The sequence below is a fragment of the Yersinia canariae genome (genome assembly GCF_009831415.1).
GTDB lineage: Bacteria > Pseudomonadota > Gammaproteobacteria > Enterobacterales > Enterobacteriaceae > Yersinia > Yersinia canariae.
Map to the genome: position 1 here is coordinate 3,829,978 of NZ_CP043727.1, position 14,213 is coordinate 3,844,190.

A 14,213-nucleotide genomic window follows, 5' to 3' on the forward strand; every position below is an offset into this window, starting at 1 on the left:
GGTCTTCCTTGTTTGCGAAATCTGATAAGCCAGCTTTAAGAACGCTACCGCCCATAGCCATCAACCGAGGCCCATAAGGTCATCTGATAAATTGTCAGTGTGTTTAGCAAAATACCGATAAGCCGATACTCAGCTAAAAACACCAAAAAGCAGACGGCGAACCGCCTGCTGTAAGGTCTTATGCGGTGGCGCGTTCGTTCCAAGAATCGGAATGAATGATATTGCCGTCTTTGAAGGTCCAGGTGACTTTTTCGTAGCGCAGTTCCACCAGTTCTAGGTGGTTGTGCTTCTCTTTCGCCGGATCTTTGATGTCGTGCATTTTCGGCGCGACTTTGACTACTTTGACGTTTTCCAGTTTGGTGTTGAAATATTCAACTTCCTGGCCAGCGTCATCAATGCGGTACCATTTGAACTCGGCGGTTTTCAGCGTTTGACCGGTGGTCACTGCCTTGTACAGATAAGGGGTCGACGCATCGATTTCTTTGGTGAAAACGAACGGGGTGTGGATACGGGTGCCTGTCAGCTTGCCGGTATTGTTATCAGTTGGGATGTACAGGTTATGGTCCTGTGCCACAATCTCAATGCTGCCTTCACGGCTTTGCACATCAACAGAACCCTTGATGTCTGCACCGCCATCGTCTTTCAGCCACAGATAGACTGGAATTGCCATGTAAAACTCCTTATTACTTACTGAATGAAGTCGCTTGTTCCTGCGACCGATTTACTGTTTCTGACACCTGACAGGCATCGGCCTGTGGCACCAGACTGATTTCGACCCGCCGGTTGGCTGCGCGGCCTTCCGACGTATCGTTAGTCGCGATGGGGCGTGTCGCCCCGTATCCCTGTACGGCAAAACAGGTCGGCGAAACGTCGCTGGTTGACAGCATCCAGTCTCGTAACGCTTCAGCACGTTTGAGTGACAGAGTTTGGTTGGCCTGTGCATCACCAGTGATATCGGTGTGACCCGCCACCATAATCAGCCAGCCGGGTTTGGCTCTGATGTTTATGAGTGCATTAACCAGCATTTTCATGCTGCCGGGTTTGAGCTGGAATTTACCCACATCAAACAGTGACAAGCTGTCGAGACGCACGGTCTTCGGCGCTTGCTCTTCCACGAGAGTTAGAGCCGCCGGCGGTGGAATGTAGGTATCAATTGCCTGTTGCACGGCTAACCACAGACGTTGCCCTGGATATAACCCCAAACTGTATCGCAGTGGTTCTCCCTGCCGTTGCCAACGTTCAAGCAACAAGGCATCTTGTTGAAGAACAGCAAGTGCTTGCGATTTGGGGACATAATGATCCATTGGGATGGCTCGCCAGCGCTGCAAATCTGCCCCAACCTGTTGGATCAGGCTCCTATTATTAGCAATAGAGAACCCGACTGCCGCCAGTGTGCAGAACATAAGAAAGCGCACCAGATGACGAGAGGATCGCCCGCCTTGTACAGGCAAGGCATAAGGCGATAACAGTGGTAGCACCGCATCAGGAAAACGTTCTGACGTAACTAAGTTCATCTGAGTTTTAGGGAGATGAAGGCAGGTTCGGCGATAAAGCCAGTGAGCCCAAAGAGAACTACTTTCTCCGTTCGGATGACCTGTTCTCAGTGCAACGGCAAAAGGGTGTACCGGAAGATAAAGACGGTCAGTTTTCGCCAACTCATCCAGTAAGATTTCACGGATGAAAGTGAATGCCTGGCTGAGGATTGGAAAAGTCGTCAAGCTGGCTGATGTTAATTGCCATTCTTGCAGTGAAACGGGGGCTTCATCTGTTGGGCATACAACAGTGCCGCTTCCGTGCACAATACTCCATGGCGTTTCAGGTCCCGAAAACTGGCAGTTCAGCACCACGGGTAATTGGAAACCTGTCATCGACTTTAGATGTTTAACCTGTTGGCGCAGTGTTTTAAGCGAAGCCCGCAGAACGGCCACATCTTGATGCTGATCCGGTAAGCAGGTAAACATAATGGAAAGCTGCCCTAGCTGGTTAGGCTGCTCAGCCTGAATGTCACGTACAATACTTGTGAGTGCGCCAACGTCGCCGACGCGAAGCCAGCAACCTTGACCGGTCTTCCTTAATGGCAACTCGTGGAACAGTTCATCCATCCCATCACCACATACCAGTACGATGGGATTCTGATTTTCAATGGGGGGTAAATCTGAGACAACAGGGTCCGTGGCTACGCTGAGATGGCGACGCCACGCGAAGACACCTGCAGTCATGATGATCACCAACGTGACCAATCCCTTTAACCAAGTTGCAATCGGGAAGAAGTTCCACATCAGCCATAACAACACAATGGCACTGATGAGTACGTGAAACACCCTAGAGACGATGGCTGTTTTATGCATTAGTGGCGCAACTCCGGCATCTGAGCAGACAACAACGTTTGCAACCAGTGATGCCCTCCCCACCAGACGCCCGCCGTTAGCACTACAGCAAAGATGACCCAAAACCAAACCGAGCGTAGCAGGCTGTAGTGCCGACGGCCGGTTTTGTGGACTATCAGGGATAAACCGATATCCGGTGGTGAAACACGTTCGTTCAAGGCTTTCAGCGTTTCATCTCTCTGGGTCTGGCTAACCGTTTTCACGCTGTACAGCCCCTGAAAACCGAGAGAAAGCACCCGGTGATAGCACGTCAATACCGCAGTGATAGGCGCGGGTTGACGTAGCACTTCAGCAATACGATCCCAAATTGCCTCACCCGCATGTAGCGAACCAAAAAAACGTGCCTGAAGCGGGGCTGCTCGCCAAGCACGCTGCCCCTCGTCAGCACTGATAGCCCCACTGTCATCGGTACCCACTGATTTACGGCTCATCACTGTTTCATCAAGCAGAGCACACTGCGCATAGGAAATATGCTCAATACTGGCGTCGTCGTATCCCGCTTTTTTCAGCGTTTCACGAACATTCTCAACCTGCTTTAGACAATTTTGATAGAGCGCATTACCATCAGGCGTGACAGCACCATGGCGCAGCAAGGTGACCGTTAGCCAGGTTTCCGTCATTAATTGGTCAATATCGATTTCTTGTCTCATGAACGTAACACCGCAAATAGTTCAAGTTCCAGAGCGCCCAGAAGAGACGGGACATAGAACATGCATACGCCTTGGTCCAGCATGTCGTGGGCAGCCACACTTTCCATGTCGAGTGCAAAATACTGATTTTCCAGACGTACGGGCAATGCAGCAGGGACTCGACTAACAGCAATCAGTGGAATGCCGTTAAGTGCCGCGCTGTAGATCTCATTCACTTCATCTGGGGAACCGGCTTTACAAAGTGCAGGGAATCGCTCCGCAATTTGCCACGCAGGAATATCAGAACGAACAGACAGATAAAAATCAGCGTCTTCACGTAAACGAGCATCGTGCAAGGATGCTTTCCATGTTTGCTCATCAGGACGTGACATTTCCAAAGCTATCACCCTAGATGGCAAGCTGGCTTCTAATAGGTTCGTGATGAGATCAAACAACGGCGGGAAGGTATTTCCTGGTTCTGCATGATCATACCCAGGTATCGCGTCAAGGTCGCTGTCGAGGGAGAAGGTCAGCATACTCCCCGCCAAACGAGCCAATTCAGCCCATACCTGCTCAGGATGACGAGCGGGAAAACGTTCATATTCAGTCAGAACACGGGCATGAGAGTTGAGAGCATTGAGCAGCCAGAAGAGAGAAACATCAGCCACTGCGAAATCAGCCAAGCGTTCGTTACTTTCACGACGCATCGACATCAAACGCTGGCGGCGTGACCGTAATTGACGATTCAGTAAAACCAGACGTTCACGTAAAGCGAAACTGGCAGAGAAAAGTGCCATCGGAGGAATGAAGGTAGGATCCTGACGCCATCCCCCCTGCCCGTCACGAACTAAACGAGTCACCGCGCAGGTCTTCCACGACTCATTATTTTCATGTTGATAACGGACGGACAGATTAAAATGCGCCACTGCCATGGATTCTTCTTCAGAACCAAAGACATCAGGAACCGTAACCCACCCTTCGCGGTAACGCAGAGGTCGCTCAGCAGCCGATGCCTCCTGCTGTACATTAGACATCCCCGTTTGCATCAACGGCAGCGCAAGAACAACGGTCACTGACTCTTGAGCAACAAGTTGCTCAGAGTTAAGTTCTCGGACTTCAGGGGATAAATCACTGTTTAACGTATCAACCAAGGTGCCATCAGGAAGCCAGAGCCGAAGGTGCCGGATTTGTATCAGTCCAGAAGACAGTAAATTGTCATCAAACTCCACCTTTTCCGCGCCCCACGGGAATGGGGAAGCCAGTGCTGACACGCCGGCACTCCTGAAGGATTCCCACTCGGACTGTTGCTGGAACTGCTGAGGGGACAGCAATGCCCCCTCGCTCCATAACGGACGATAAATTTTCATCGTATCTGCGTTTATGCCTTAGCCTTCGGCATCTGCGAAACCAATGACAGATTCACATCCATGCCTTCAACCTGGAAGTGCGGCACGGCATACAGCTTGACGCGGAAGAAGCCTGGGTTGTCTTCGATATCTTCGACAGTCACTTTCGCATCGCGCAGTGGATGGGAAGCCTGTAAGTCATCACCCGGATCAGTCATTTCCGTCACCAGCGTGCGGATCCAGTTATTCAGTTCCAACTCCAACAAACGGCGGTCTTTGGTGGTACCGATATTTTCGCGCTGAATAAGTTTCAGATAATGGGCAATGCGTGAGAGCAAGAAGATATACGGCAAACGGGCGTTGATACGGCTGTTGGCGGTGGCATCAGCGGTGTCATACAGCGCCGGTTTCTGGGCAGAGTTAGCCGAGAAAAAGCAGGAGTAATCACGGTTTTTGTAGTACGACAGTGGGATAAAGCCCAAATTAGCGAACTCAAATTCGCGAGTTTCCGGGATCATCACTTCTGACGGGATTTTGACCTGATTACCGGTCCCCAAATCGTACAGATGGATAGGTAAGTTAGTGACTGCACCACCGGCCTGAGGGCCACGGATCTGCACACACCAGCCATTTTTAATGAAGCTTTTCACCATATTGGCGGCAAAGGCAAACGAGGCATTGGTCCACAGATAACGGTCGTGGTCTGGGCCTTTCACCTGCTCAACATAGTTAAAGCTGCGCACCGGCACGGTGTCCGGGCCATATGGCAAGCGCCCCAGCACGCGCGGCATAGTCAGGCCGATATAGCGTGAATCATCGGAGTCGCGGAAAGCTTTCCACTTGATGTATTCGGCACGGTCGAAATAGTTACCAATATCTTTGATGGCAGCCACTTCTTCCATGTTCTCTTTACCAAAGAACTCGGGGCCAACCGAACCGATAAACGGCATATGGGCTGCCGCTGCAACCTTGGAGATATTGCGCAATAAGGCGATATCTTGCGGGCTACGGTCAAATTCGTAGTTAGAAATCGCGGCGGCAATTGGCTCGCCACCTGGGGTGTCATATTCCTGAATGTAAGTCTGAGTGTAGAGGCCACTTTGCACGATTTCAGGGGCGTCTTCAAAATCCTGAACCAAATGATCTTTACTGATATCCAGCAGTTCGATTCGCACGTTTTGACGGAAATCGGTTTGATCAATAAGGGATTTCACACCACGCCAAGTGGACTCTACACGTTGGAAATCGGGGTGATGCATCACTGCATCCAACTGACGACTGATTTGGTCATCCAGTGCCGCAATGTGGCCATCCAGCAGGGTTTTATCCAGTTTTTCTACTTTTTTCGACGATTGCTTCAGCAAGTCTAAAAAGACACTGACGGCGGCAGTCACACGCTCATCCGTGGTCGCTTCTGCCAGCGCATCACTGTTCTGGAAAGCATCAAGCCCCGTCAATGAGGAGACCGGATTTAGACTGATTTTTTCAAATAAAGAAGCATAAACCCCTTGCGCTAAGGGACGGTTTTTTTCTAATACGGTCGCATTACCCTGCGCACTATTTTCCTGTACAGACATCAACATATTCCTTTTCTTCTTTCTAATGACAAGCAGCCAATCTGATGATTAACAGTCTTTTGGGGCCAATGCCGCCAGCTCAGCACGCAGCTCATCGCTCAGTGCTTCGTCTTTAAGGATATTTTCCAATTCACGACGGAAAGTGGCGTTGTCCAGCAGATTGGATTTGAGGTCACGTAGCAGGTTGCGCATTGCCAATAAGGCACGTAGTTGCGGGATTTGACGGGCCACACTTTCCGGCTCGAAATCTTTCATGTCACGGAAAGTCAGGGCAACGGCGGTATCGGTGTTATCGCCAGCCAAGGTATCAGGGACAGCGAGTTTCAGACTCGGTTGGAATTCAGCCAAAACACTATTAAAATTGTTTTTGTTGATATTGAGCTTTTCACGCTCAGACAGTGGGCGCTGTTCCTGACCATTGCTGTAATCCCCCATCACCAACAACTTCAAAGGCAGTTCCATTTTCTTTTGGGCACCGCCAGTGTGTAGATCTAATTTAATATTAATGCGTGCTTTTGGTATTTCATTTTGAAAGCTTGAAGAGGACATCGACTTTCCTTATTAAGGGAAGGAAACTTAAGAAATCCACCGCTGAGAAAATGAATAAAAATAATCTACATTACCTGGCACAGCATTCACCACCCGCTGATTAACTCAGCGCGTATTAAAGTAAAAAACGCTTTGTAGATATCCCTATCCATTCACCGGATGGCATGAAACAGTATCAGACAGGTATTTTTCACACGCATTAGCATATCAATTAAATACCGATGCGCGCAGTGTAGAAACGTTAGCCATCTAACACCAATGAGTTAAATGTAACAAAAAGTAACAGTTTATGTTTCAAAAAAAACGCAACATCACACTGATGTATAAGACATTTCTTACAACGCAAAGTTAACTCACTACGATTAAAGGAATTAATAAACATCATAAAAATTAAACAGAGAGTTTATGAAGCTTATTGTAGGAACGTGCCTACAAATATTTTCTTCAGAAATGTGATGTGTATTCGGGGTATTTTAGAACTAAAGAGGTTCACAAGAGTTTTATCTATTATTATCGTGAATAAGTTAACCTATAATAACGTAAAAATGACTTATCAATGGGCAACACTATTGTATATTACAGTCTATTCAATTCACGAAAAGAGGTGAGTGGAAAATTTAAGCGGATGAGACCTCATTTACGCTGATAAATACATTTACCAATATTTAATGAGTACAATAATATCGTTTAATAACAACACATCAGGTGGTTTATTTCGATTTCTAGTCTGGGCACCATCTTTAAAGAAACCAGCTTAACAGCTGGTTTTTGCTTTCTGAGGTTTGGGCTTATGTTCGTGTAGATTGGCCGCAACGACTGCCCCATGGTTGAAGATATGGTGCGAAAAAAACTGGCAATGTCATTTTTTCGTCTATTCAACAAGTTATTGTCGCATGAGCCAATCTGCGATAATAGCTAGCGGAATTCCTTTTCTTTCAATCAATTACCTTTGGTTAAATAATCCAAAACATCTTGTACCCGATACCATTCCATCCAGGTTTTATCGTCCAGCGGCTGTTGTGTATGATTCTCCACCGCGGATACCAACTCCAGCATCTCCAAAGAGTCGATATGCAAATCAAGAATCAGGCGCGCTTGTAAATCTAAGCTTTGTGCTGCGCCAGCATAAGCTCGGATCTGGGCTAATTCTGATTTAAGCCAACACTCCTGAGGGTTTATCTGGCTCATCAATTCGTCTCTGGCGGGTTCATGGGTTGCTTATCGGCCGGAAGGCTCTTGCTGCTAACCTGATGTGTATCACTCATCTTATAATCGAGTTTACGGTTAAGGTCGCGAACTTGCCCTCCTCGGGTTAGTGTTACCGAAGTATCACTGTATTGCTGGAGTGGCGCAAACCCGGCGGCATTTCCTCTCAGACCAACAAATTGATTTCCTTGAGCATTAAGCGAAAACGGGCGTTTTGGCTGCTTGACACTGACCGTATCTTGTTCCTGAATATTCTTCTCTACACCCATTTCAGATTCAGATGACGTGGTATTTTTCGGGGTCAACTGATACGAGTCATTTAGCCTGTAAGTCTGTAACCTGCTGAGGTTGCTAGTCTGCCCTCCCCGGGTCAGTGTCACCTGAGGCACTTCGCTATACTTTTGAAGTGCTGGCGTTTTAGCTGCATCCCCTGCAAGACCCATAAATGCGTTACCTTGAGAGCTAAGATGCCGTACGGGTGAATCCTCTTTCTGACTCACCAGAGGTTGGCTCTGCACTTTTTTATCCTGCATAACGCGTAGGGCTTGTTGTACCAATTTAGGGGATAGCAACGAGGAATCATCAAAATTAGTGAATGTCTGGCCCGATAAGTCAGCCGCCTCAATCGGTATTTGTGCGGCAGGCGTACTCTGTGGTTCAACAACTGCATCAGTGCCGGACAGATAAAGAGTCGCCGTTGTAATATAATTTGGGGTGCTTTGTAAGCTCCCACCTGGGGCTACCCGCTCTGGTAGTGATTTTACCTCTTTTAAATCGTTCACAAGAGAAGTAAGAGTACCGGTTAAACGGTTTAACTGTTCGTCAAGTTTCGTATCATTGCCAGTAATAAAAATAAAACTGTTAATAATATCACCCGGTGAAGAATTAGCTCTACCGGCGGAAGCAGCTGACGGCGGCCCCATATCATAGTCGGGCGGGGGAGAGTCGGCCAACCTTGCACTCACCTCAGGTTGTGATGCTTGTCTGCTCGGAGTTTTCAATTGCGGATTCAAGTCTGCTATTAATTGCGTTTTATGTTCCAACTCACTGATCAATGAATTCATTTTTACAGCTTTATCGCCTGCCCGCTTGAACCCAAAAAATTGTTGTTTCAGCGAGTTGATCATCTCGTCATTTGATTTTTTTTGGTCAGTATAAAGATACCCTTCTACCGCCGTAGGATCGTCCCGTAGCTTTTGCAAAGACTCATCCGACACTTTCCCCTCTAACTTGAGAATAATGTCCGGATAGACATATTGTTTAAGGTACTCGGAACAAAACTTATCCAAACGCCCCGTTTGTTCGGTGTGATTGCTTAATTCCATTTTATTAAAAATAGCAGACACAAAATCCATCACTACTTTATATGTAGAATCCTTATTAGCCCTTAAATCCGGCTGTTCGGAAAACTTAACCATCGAATGGTAGAAACTCTGCGCACTCTTCGCCAGTTTTACATCCTTCTTGTCATCAGGTAATAGGCTAAATAGGGTCAGCGTAACTTTGGCCCCACATTTTACTGTTGTGTTTTTCAGATCACGGCTAGAATCTTGACCCGTTGCTTTAATAAATTTATTAAAACCCTGAGTGTTAGAATTTTGACTTTTCAGATGTTCTAAGAAGATAGTCGCGTGGCTGGCCTTATTTATATCCCCCAATAATTGGCCATTAGCAGAACTCTGGCTGAAACTAAAAACATTATTATTTAGTTTTTCAGCAGAAGAAAGTGGATAGGATTGTTGATCGCCAGATGAAATTCCGCGGATACTATTAGCAACAGAGTTCTGGGTATTAATAGATGGCTCGCTAGAAAAAGAAGACCGATTACTGGATACCGTAGTATTATGGTTTGTTGTGGGCGATATTAACATAACTCATTTACCTTATCTAAATAGCTTTAAAATTTTCACACCGAACGGGCAAGCTTGCAAAAAAAAAAATACCCAACGCCCTATTTTTACTACTATTTTTATTTATTAAGAAGTTCACATAATAGTCATAAAATATTACACAACTTGAAATAGCGGCAGGTCATAAACTGCCACTATTTATTTATTGGAAATATCCAGCATTATAACGGTGTAAATCTTCCGTCATTTTTGTTAGCAACTGAATCATGGTTTCAAAGGTACTATTATCCTGACGAAACCGTTCCAACAGTTGTGACACGCTATTATTGACGGAGCTTTTTTGGCTATCAATAGCAGTTTGTAGGCTCTGGAAAACTTGCGACTGCATTTCATTCCCATTCCAAGGGCCTTTGATATTAGATATACTTGAGAAAATATTTCTGATAGGTTCCAAATTGGGTACTATCTGAATAGTAATTTCATCCGACGTATGCGGTGGTCTTCGCACAATAAAACCGTCTCCCAGTTTTTTCGTCCAGAAATCTAATGTTTTTTCATCCCCTTTAAAAATATGAATAGGTATTGTATCGTTATTCCATTGAGACCATTCTTTATAATCATTTGTGTTTTGGACTGAATATACGGTGTAACCTTGCAATCCCTTATGCAAACTTTTCGCAAAGTCTTCGGCCTCGAATACTATCTTTCCATCTTTGCCAGCAGAAATGAAATTGCTAATTGTCCCGAGTGCTGTATTAACATCCTTCATAAATTTGGCGGCACCCTCATTAATTTTGGCGTAATTTGTCTGATAGTCGCCATGTATTGAGGAAATCAAATCTTTCAGTGCCTCTATATGCGGTGGCGACCCTACCTCACCAGCATCTGCAACAGCCCGTTTCACTCTGCTTGCGGCGGCACCATGAGCATCACTACTTTGCTTTAAGTTGCGCCCCAACTGACGAGACGCCTCCATTGTCTTATCTGCATCAGTTGAAACAGAGTTCTCGCCCAACAAAACATATGAATCAGACTTTGGCGAAGGGAGTAAATGGCTATTGCTGTCCAGCAACTGTTGCGCATAAGTATAAGGATCGGCCTGAAATTGCGGCTGGATAGATAACTTCATATCCTGCAAGGACATTACCTGCTTGTTGTCTTTGATGTCAGTCGTGACGGGCATCTTCGCGCTATGCATCCGTTCCGGCGCATGTTGTGGGAATGAAATAGAAGTTGTCATATCGATTCCTATTTAACCCTTCACCAGGCTTTGGTTAGTTCGAACGGTGGCATCACGCATGGCGCTGATATGGCCACGGATCTCTTTCATCGTCTCAGTGCTTTTCTCAATCTGCTTCTCTTTATCACTGGCAATTCCGCGCGTAATATCTGCTGCGGCGCTCTGCATCATTTTGTCCGCTTCAGCCTCTTTGACTGCCGAGGTATTAGAAGCGCTCGACAACTGACCGGCGTTATCAGACATTCGCGTCATTTGATCAGTAACACTGCCTAACGTGCGGTATTTATTGGTCTGCTGATCGTATTTCTGCCGATGAAGATCGCCCTGGTTTTGTGTTTCATTAACCCTTTGCTGCTGCTGCTTAAATTGTGCCTCTTGCGCCGGATTTGGCGTTGTGGCTTGCTGCATGGGATTTCCATCCGCACTAGTACGGATAACACTGCTCTTAGCCGTCCCTTCTGTTTGATTCATATTAAGTGACAGTTTTTTGGCATCAACACTGTGCTGATTTGCTGGCTTCAGATGACTCTTAACTATCTGATTCTGCTTAAATAAGCCACCTGCCTGTAACCCAGTACCAACGCCGGTAATTGCCATTGAGGTAGCAAAACCGATAACAGCACTATGGTAGATTTGCTGCCCTTCACGGATGGTTGACTCTGCCGCTTTCTCCGTCATTTCGGCACTGAGAGCGGAAAACATATTATTAATACGGCGCTCGGAGATATTGAGCTCCGCCATAACCTGGCGCAGCATACTGAGCAAAAAGCGCATCATGTCATTGGTTTGGATACCCACAAATTCGCGCTGCTTTGCTGAGTCCAAAGATTCAACTTTATTATTACCCTCTGCCAGCCCTGTCCGAGCCGTATTCATCTCTTTCAATAAAGAGCTCCCCAGCAACATCTGAGCCGCAGAAGCCAAATTGCGTTGCTCTTCATCATCCGTTGCCAGCGCATCCAGCAAGCTACCCGCACTCTTATCGGTTATAGCCGCTTCCCGCTGCATCACTGTGGTCAATGTTTGTTTGAATCCCTCTGGCGTGGTTAAAAACGCAATACGCAAATCATCCAAACTCTCGGTATTTTCCGGTGCTTCCAAGCCATCAAGCTGTGACAGCATCAAGTCATGATTAACCGCAGTCAGAGGAGCCGCCAGTTGTGGTTTCCCGAAAACACTGGCGAAATCGGTCATGGTTGCCGACTTAACATCGTGCAGACTCAGTTTGCTCGTGGTATTTTGCGCAGCCTCCATTGGGGCCATCAACGGCGCAAGATTTGGATTAATCTTGACGCCAGAAAAAGTAGGTGTTTGTTGGATAGTGTTCATAAATAGTTTCCCTGAAATTAAGCAAAGCTGCTTTTCATCATGTTGGCTTTTGCATTGCCGGATTCATTCAACGCCGAGATCATGCCTTCAAACATCTCATTGATCTGGTCATAACTTTTAGACATGGTCTTAATCAATGCCTTTAATAATTCGTCGATGGCCTGGATGACTGCATTGTTCAGCATCATATGTGCCAACATCTCTTTCATATCGCCAATCAAGCTACTGGCATGTAAATTCAGCCCACCACTGACGGCGGTATTGGTCACCCCTAGCGCCATATTGGTGCCATTAAGGCCCATTTCGACTTTACGGGCGGTCACATTCGTCACTTTGCCCACATTGCTGGCCTTGTCAGCGGCTTTTGCCACATCGTCTGTTTTGTCAGCAATTTTCGCCAACGGCTTACTGAGATTCGTGGCCTTACTCCCCACCTTACCCATGCTGTTGACGAACTCGCGAGGCAGCGCTTTCACAGCACTTTTCATCAGGTTAGCCACATGTTGACTGGCATTTTTCGCGACTTTCGCCACAACCTGACCGGCATTTTTGACAAATGAGGAGATAGAAAAGAGAGAAATCGCGAGGAATGCGACAGCCGCCAGCACCATGCCCATAATATTGCCAATCTCTTTGGCTTTCTCTTCCGGTACGCCGAACTGAATCAGCATATCGGTAATACCCGATGAGATTTCCGTCGCCAGCATCTGCATCAAACTGCTGTTTCCGGTTTCTTGCAGCACAATATCGGCGACTGTCATGGCAATACCAATTGCCGCGATGGCCAACGTCAGTGGTGCCGCAGTACCAAAGGAGGCGACAGTTGCTACAACTGACACCGCCAACATGATGTAACCAAAGACTTTACTGGCACAGGAAGCCGCTTTATTTGCCTCATCAGCTTTACGCTGCGCCTCTTCGGCTTCTTCAGCTTTTTTCTCTGAATCTTTACGAGAGGCCTCACTGATGGTTTCCATCACCTCTTGCTGCTGGCGCATGTTTTTAATGGAATCATCATTCAGCGCTTTTTTCAGTTGCGCGGTTAGCAATGTCAGTATTGCTAACGAACTCTCCCAGCGCTCGCCCTCAATTTGTGGCGGGCGGGTAGAGTTTTCAATAAAACTGTTGATTTCTTTACGATTATTATCTGCCTGCTGGGCTATTACGGTCGCCTGACTCAGCATTTGCTTATAGTTATTGTTAGCCTGTACAGTATTAAATTGGGCTGCTTCCAGTTTGCCGTCTAGCACGGTGAGATTATTGGACAGTTGCTGGCTACTTGCCTGTAATGCATTTTGCTTGCTGGTCAGTGCCCTGATAGTCTCCGTCAGCAACTGATGCTGTTGTTGCTGTTCGGGAGTCTGCGCGGATGTAGGTGTTGGTGCTGGTGTTGGTGTTGGTGTTGAAAGTGCTTTGAGATCAGACGTCGCCTGGCTCAAGTTTTGCTGCACTTGTGTCAATTGCTTATTAGTATCAACACGTTGTTCCTGAGTACTTTGCATCTGCTGTGTTAGTGCTTTCACGGCCGCTTTACTTTGCAGAAAAGCCTGCTCGCACTCTGTAGCCTTATCATTTACGTTCTGTAGCTCACCGGTACCTTTTTCCAGCTCCGACAACAGTTTCTCACCCTGAGCACGCAAAGAAGTGGATTCGGCATTAATCATTTGCAGACGTCCGCGCAACTCGCTCAGATTGCCATCATGTAATAGCTGGCGCAGTGTCGCCATTGAGCCAATCAGTGATGCTGTAGCGTTAAAGCCGGAGGACTTGCTGGGGGTATTTGAGTTTGCCTTAGCATACATTCTGGCACTGACATTCTCTTCTGCCGGTTGCTGATAAACTGCCGCCCCAGAGGAAGCCTGAGCCAAAGTCATCTTTGGCTTCGCCAGTTGCGGTTCCCCCTCGTGGCGATGACGGCGCTCCTGCTCTGTTGATGCCAGTTCCCGACAGGCATCCTCCAGAGCCAAGAGATTTTTGGTGCTGTCATCACGTATCTGATTAATATTCACGCCCTGAGTAAATGTGTGAATACTATTAATACGTTCACAGCTGGCCTGCGTTATATCTACCATAGAATATGTTTACCTTATTCAATCAGAA

The 14,213-nt window shown here is 47.0% G+C and carries 11 protein-coding genes; all 11 read right to left on the reverse strand.

Features of this window, described 5'->3' with window-relative positions; all coding sequences use genetic code 11:
- Nucleotides 1-178 precede the first annotated feature (178 nt).
- Nucleotides 179-670 carry an Hcp family type VI secretion system effector gene (locus tag F0T03_RS17660; protein ID WP_004392186.1) on the reverse strand — a complete coding sequence of 164 codons (492 nt, stop codon included), beginning with the start codon at nucleotides 668-670 and terminating at the stop codon, nucleotides 179-181.
- Between the two features lie 13 nt (nucleotides 671-683).
- Nucleotides 684-2,348 (reverse strand): OmpA family protein, encoded by a 1,665-nt coding sequence (locus F0T03_RS17665; RefSeq protein WP_159679796.1) that lies wholly within the window; start codon nucleotides 2,346-2,348, stop codon nucleotides 684-686.
- Complete coding sequence (gene tssL / locus F0T03_RS17670; protein WP_159679798.1) at nucleotides 2,348-3,037, reverse strand: type VI secretion system protein TssL, short form; 690 nt, start codon at nucleotides 3,035-3,037, stop codon at nucleotides 2,348-2,350. The genes F0T03_RS17665 and tssL overlap by 1 nt, the downstream gene beginning before the upstream one ends.
- Entirely contained in the window at nucleotides 3,034-4,383 is a 1,350-nt protein-coding gene (gene tssK / locus F0T03_RS17675; RefSeq protein ID WP_159679800.1) for a type VI secretion system baseplate subunit TssK, read from the reverse strand. Before tssK ends, tssL begins: the two co-directional genes overlap by 4 nt.
- An 11-nt stretch (nucleotides 4,384-4,394) precedes the next feature.
- Entirely contained in the window at nucleotides 4,395-5,945 is a 1,551-nt protein-coding gene (gene tssC / locus F0T03_RS17680; protein ID WP_159679803.1) for a type VI secretion system contractile sheath large subunit, read from the reverse strand.
- Between the two features lie 42 nt (nucleotides 5,946-5,987).
- Complete coding sequence (tssB, locus tag F0T03_RS17685; protein WP_145554772.1) at nucleotides 5,988-6,488, reverse strand: type VI secretion system contractile sheath small subunit; 501 nt, start codon at nucleotides 6,486-6,488, stop codon at nucleotides 5,988-5,990.
- 939 nt (nucleotides 6,489-7,427) lie between these two features.
- Nucleotides 7,428-7,676 (reverse strand): acyl carrier protein, encoded by a 249-nt coding sequence (locus F0T03_RS17690; protein ID WP_159679805.1) that lies wholly within the window; start codon nucleotides 7,674-7,676, stop codon nucleotides 7,428-7,430.
- Nucleotides 7,676-9,565: a hypothetical protein gene (locus F0T03_RS17695; RefSeq protein ID WP_159679807.1), complete on the reverse strand. Its 1,890-nt coding sequence runs from the start codon at nucleotides 9,563-9,565 to the stop codon at nucleotides 7,676-7,678. The genes F0T03_RS17690 and F0T03_RS17695 overlap by 1 nt, the downstream gene beginning before the upstream one ends.
- Nucleotides 9,566-9,746: 181 nt before the next feature.
- Nucleotides 9,747-10,784: an IpaD/SipD/SspD family type III secretion system needle tip protein gene (locus tag F0T03_RS17700; RefSeq protein WP_159679809.1), complete on the reverse strand. Its 1,038-nt coding sequence runs from the start codon at nucleotides 10,782-10,784 to the stop codon at nucleotides 9,747-9,749.
- 12 nt (nucleotides 10,785-10,796) lie between these two features.
- Nucleotides 10,797-12,113 carry an IpaC/SipC family type III secretion system effector gene (locus F0T03_RS17705; protein ID WP_159679811.1) on the reverse strand — a complete coding sequence of 439 codons (1,317 nt, stop codon included), beginning with the start codon at nucleotides 12,111-12,113 and terminating at the stop codon, nucleotides 10,797-10,799.
- A 17-nt stretch (nucleotides 12,114-12,130) separates the two neighbouring features.
- Complete coding sequence (gene sctE / locus F0T03_RS17710) at nucleotides 12,131-14,185, reverse strand: type III secretion system translocon subunit SseC family protein (protein WP_159679813.1); 2,055 nt, start codon at nucleotides 14,183-14,185, stop codon at nucleotides 12,131-12,133.
- Between the last annotated feature and the right edge of the window lie 28 nt (nucleotides 14,186-14,213).

Coding starts and splice junctions, on each gene's coding strand:
- F0T03_RS17705 (WP_159679811.1), bottom strand. CDS start 12,113: ATGAACACTATCCAACAAACACCTACTTTTTCTGGCGTCAAGATTAAT.
- tssB (WP_145554772.1), bottom strand. CDS start 6,488: ATGTCCTCTTCAAGCTTTCAAAATGAAATACCAAAAGCACGCATTAAT.
- F0T03_RS17700 (WP_159679809.1), bottom strand. CDS start 10,784: ATGACAACTTCTATTTCATTCCCACAACATGCGCCGGAACGGATGCAT.
- F0T03_RS17665 (WP_159679796.1), bottom strand. CDS start 2,348: ATGCATAAAACAGCCATCGTCTCTAGGGTGTTTCACGTACTCATCAGT.
- F0T03_RS17690 (WP_159679805.1), bottom strand. CDS start 7,676: ATGAGCCAGATAAACCCTCAGGAGTGTTGGCTTAAATCAGAATTAGCC.
- tssC (WP_159679803.1), bottom strand. CDS start 5,945: ATGTTGATGTCTGTACAGGAAAATAGTGCGCAGGGTAATGCGACCGTA.
- sctE (WP_159679813.1), bottom strand. CDS start 14,185: ATGGTAGATATAACGCAGGCCAGCTGTGAACGTATTAATAGTATTCAC.
- tssL (WP_159679798.1), bottom strand. CDS start 3,037: ATGAGACAAGAAATCGATATTGACCAATTAATGACGGAAACCTGGCTA.
- F0T03_RS17695 (WP_159679807.1), bottom strand. CDS start 9,565: ATGTTAATATCGCCCACAACAAACCATAATACTACGGTATCCAGTAAT.
- F0T03_RS17660 (WP_004392186.1), bottom strand. CDS start 670: ATGGCAATTCCAGTCTATCTGTGGCTGAAAGACGATGGCGGTGCAGAC.
- tssK (WP_159679800.1), bottom strand. CDS start 4,383: ATGAAAATTTATCGTCCGTTATGGAGCGAGGGGGCATTGCTGTCCCCT.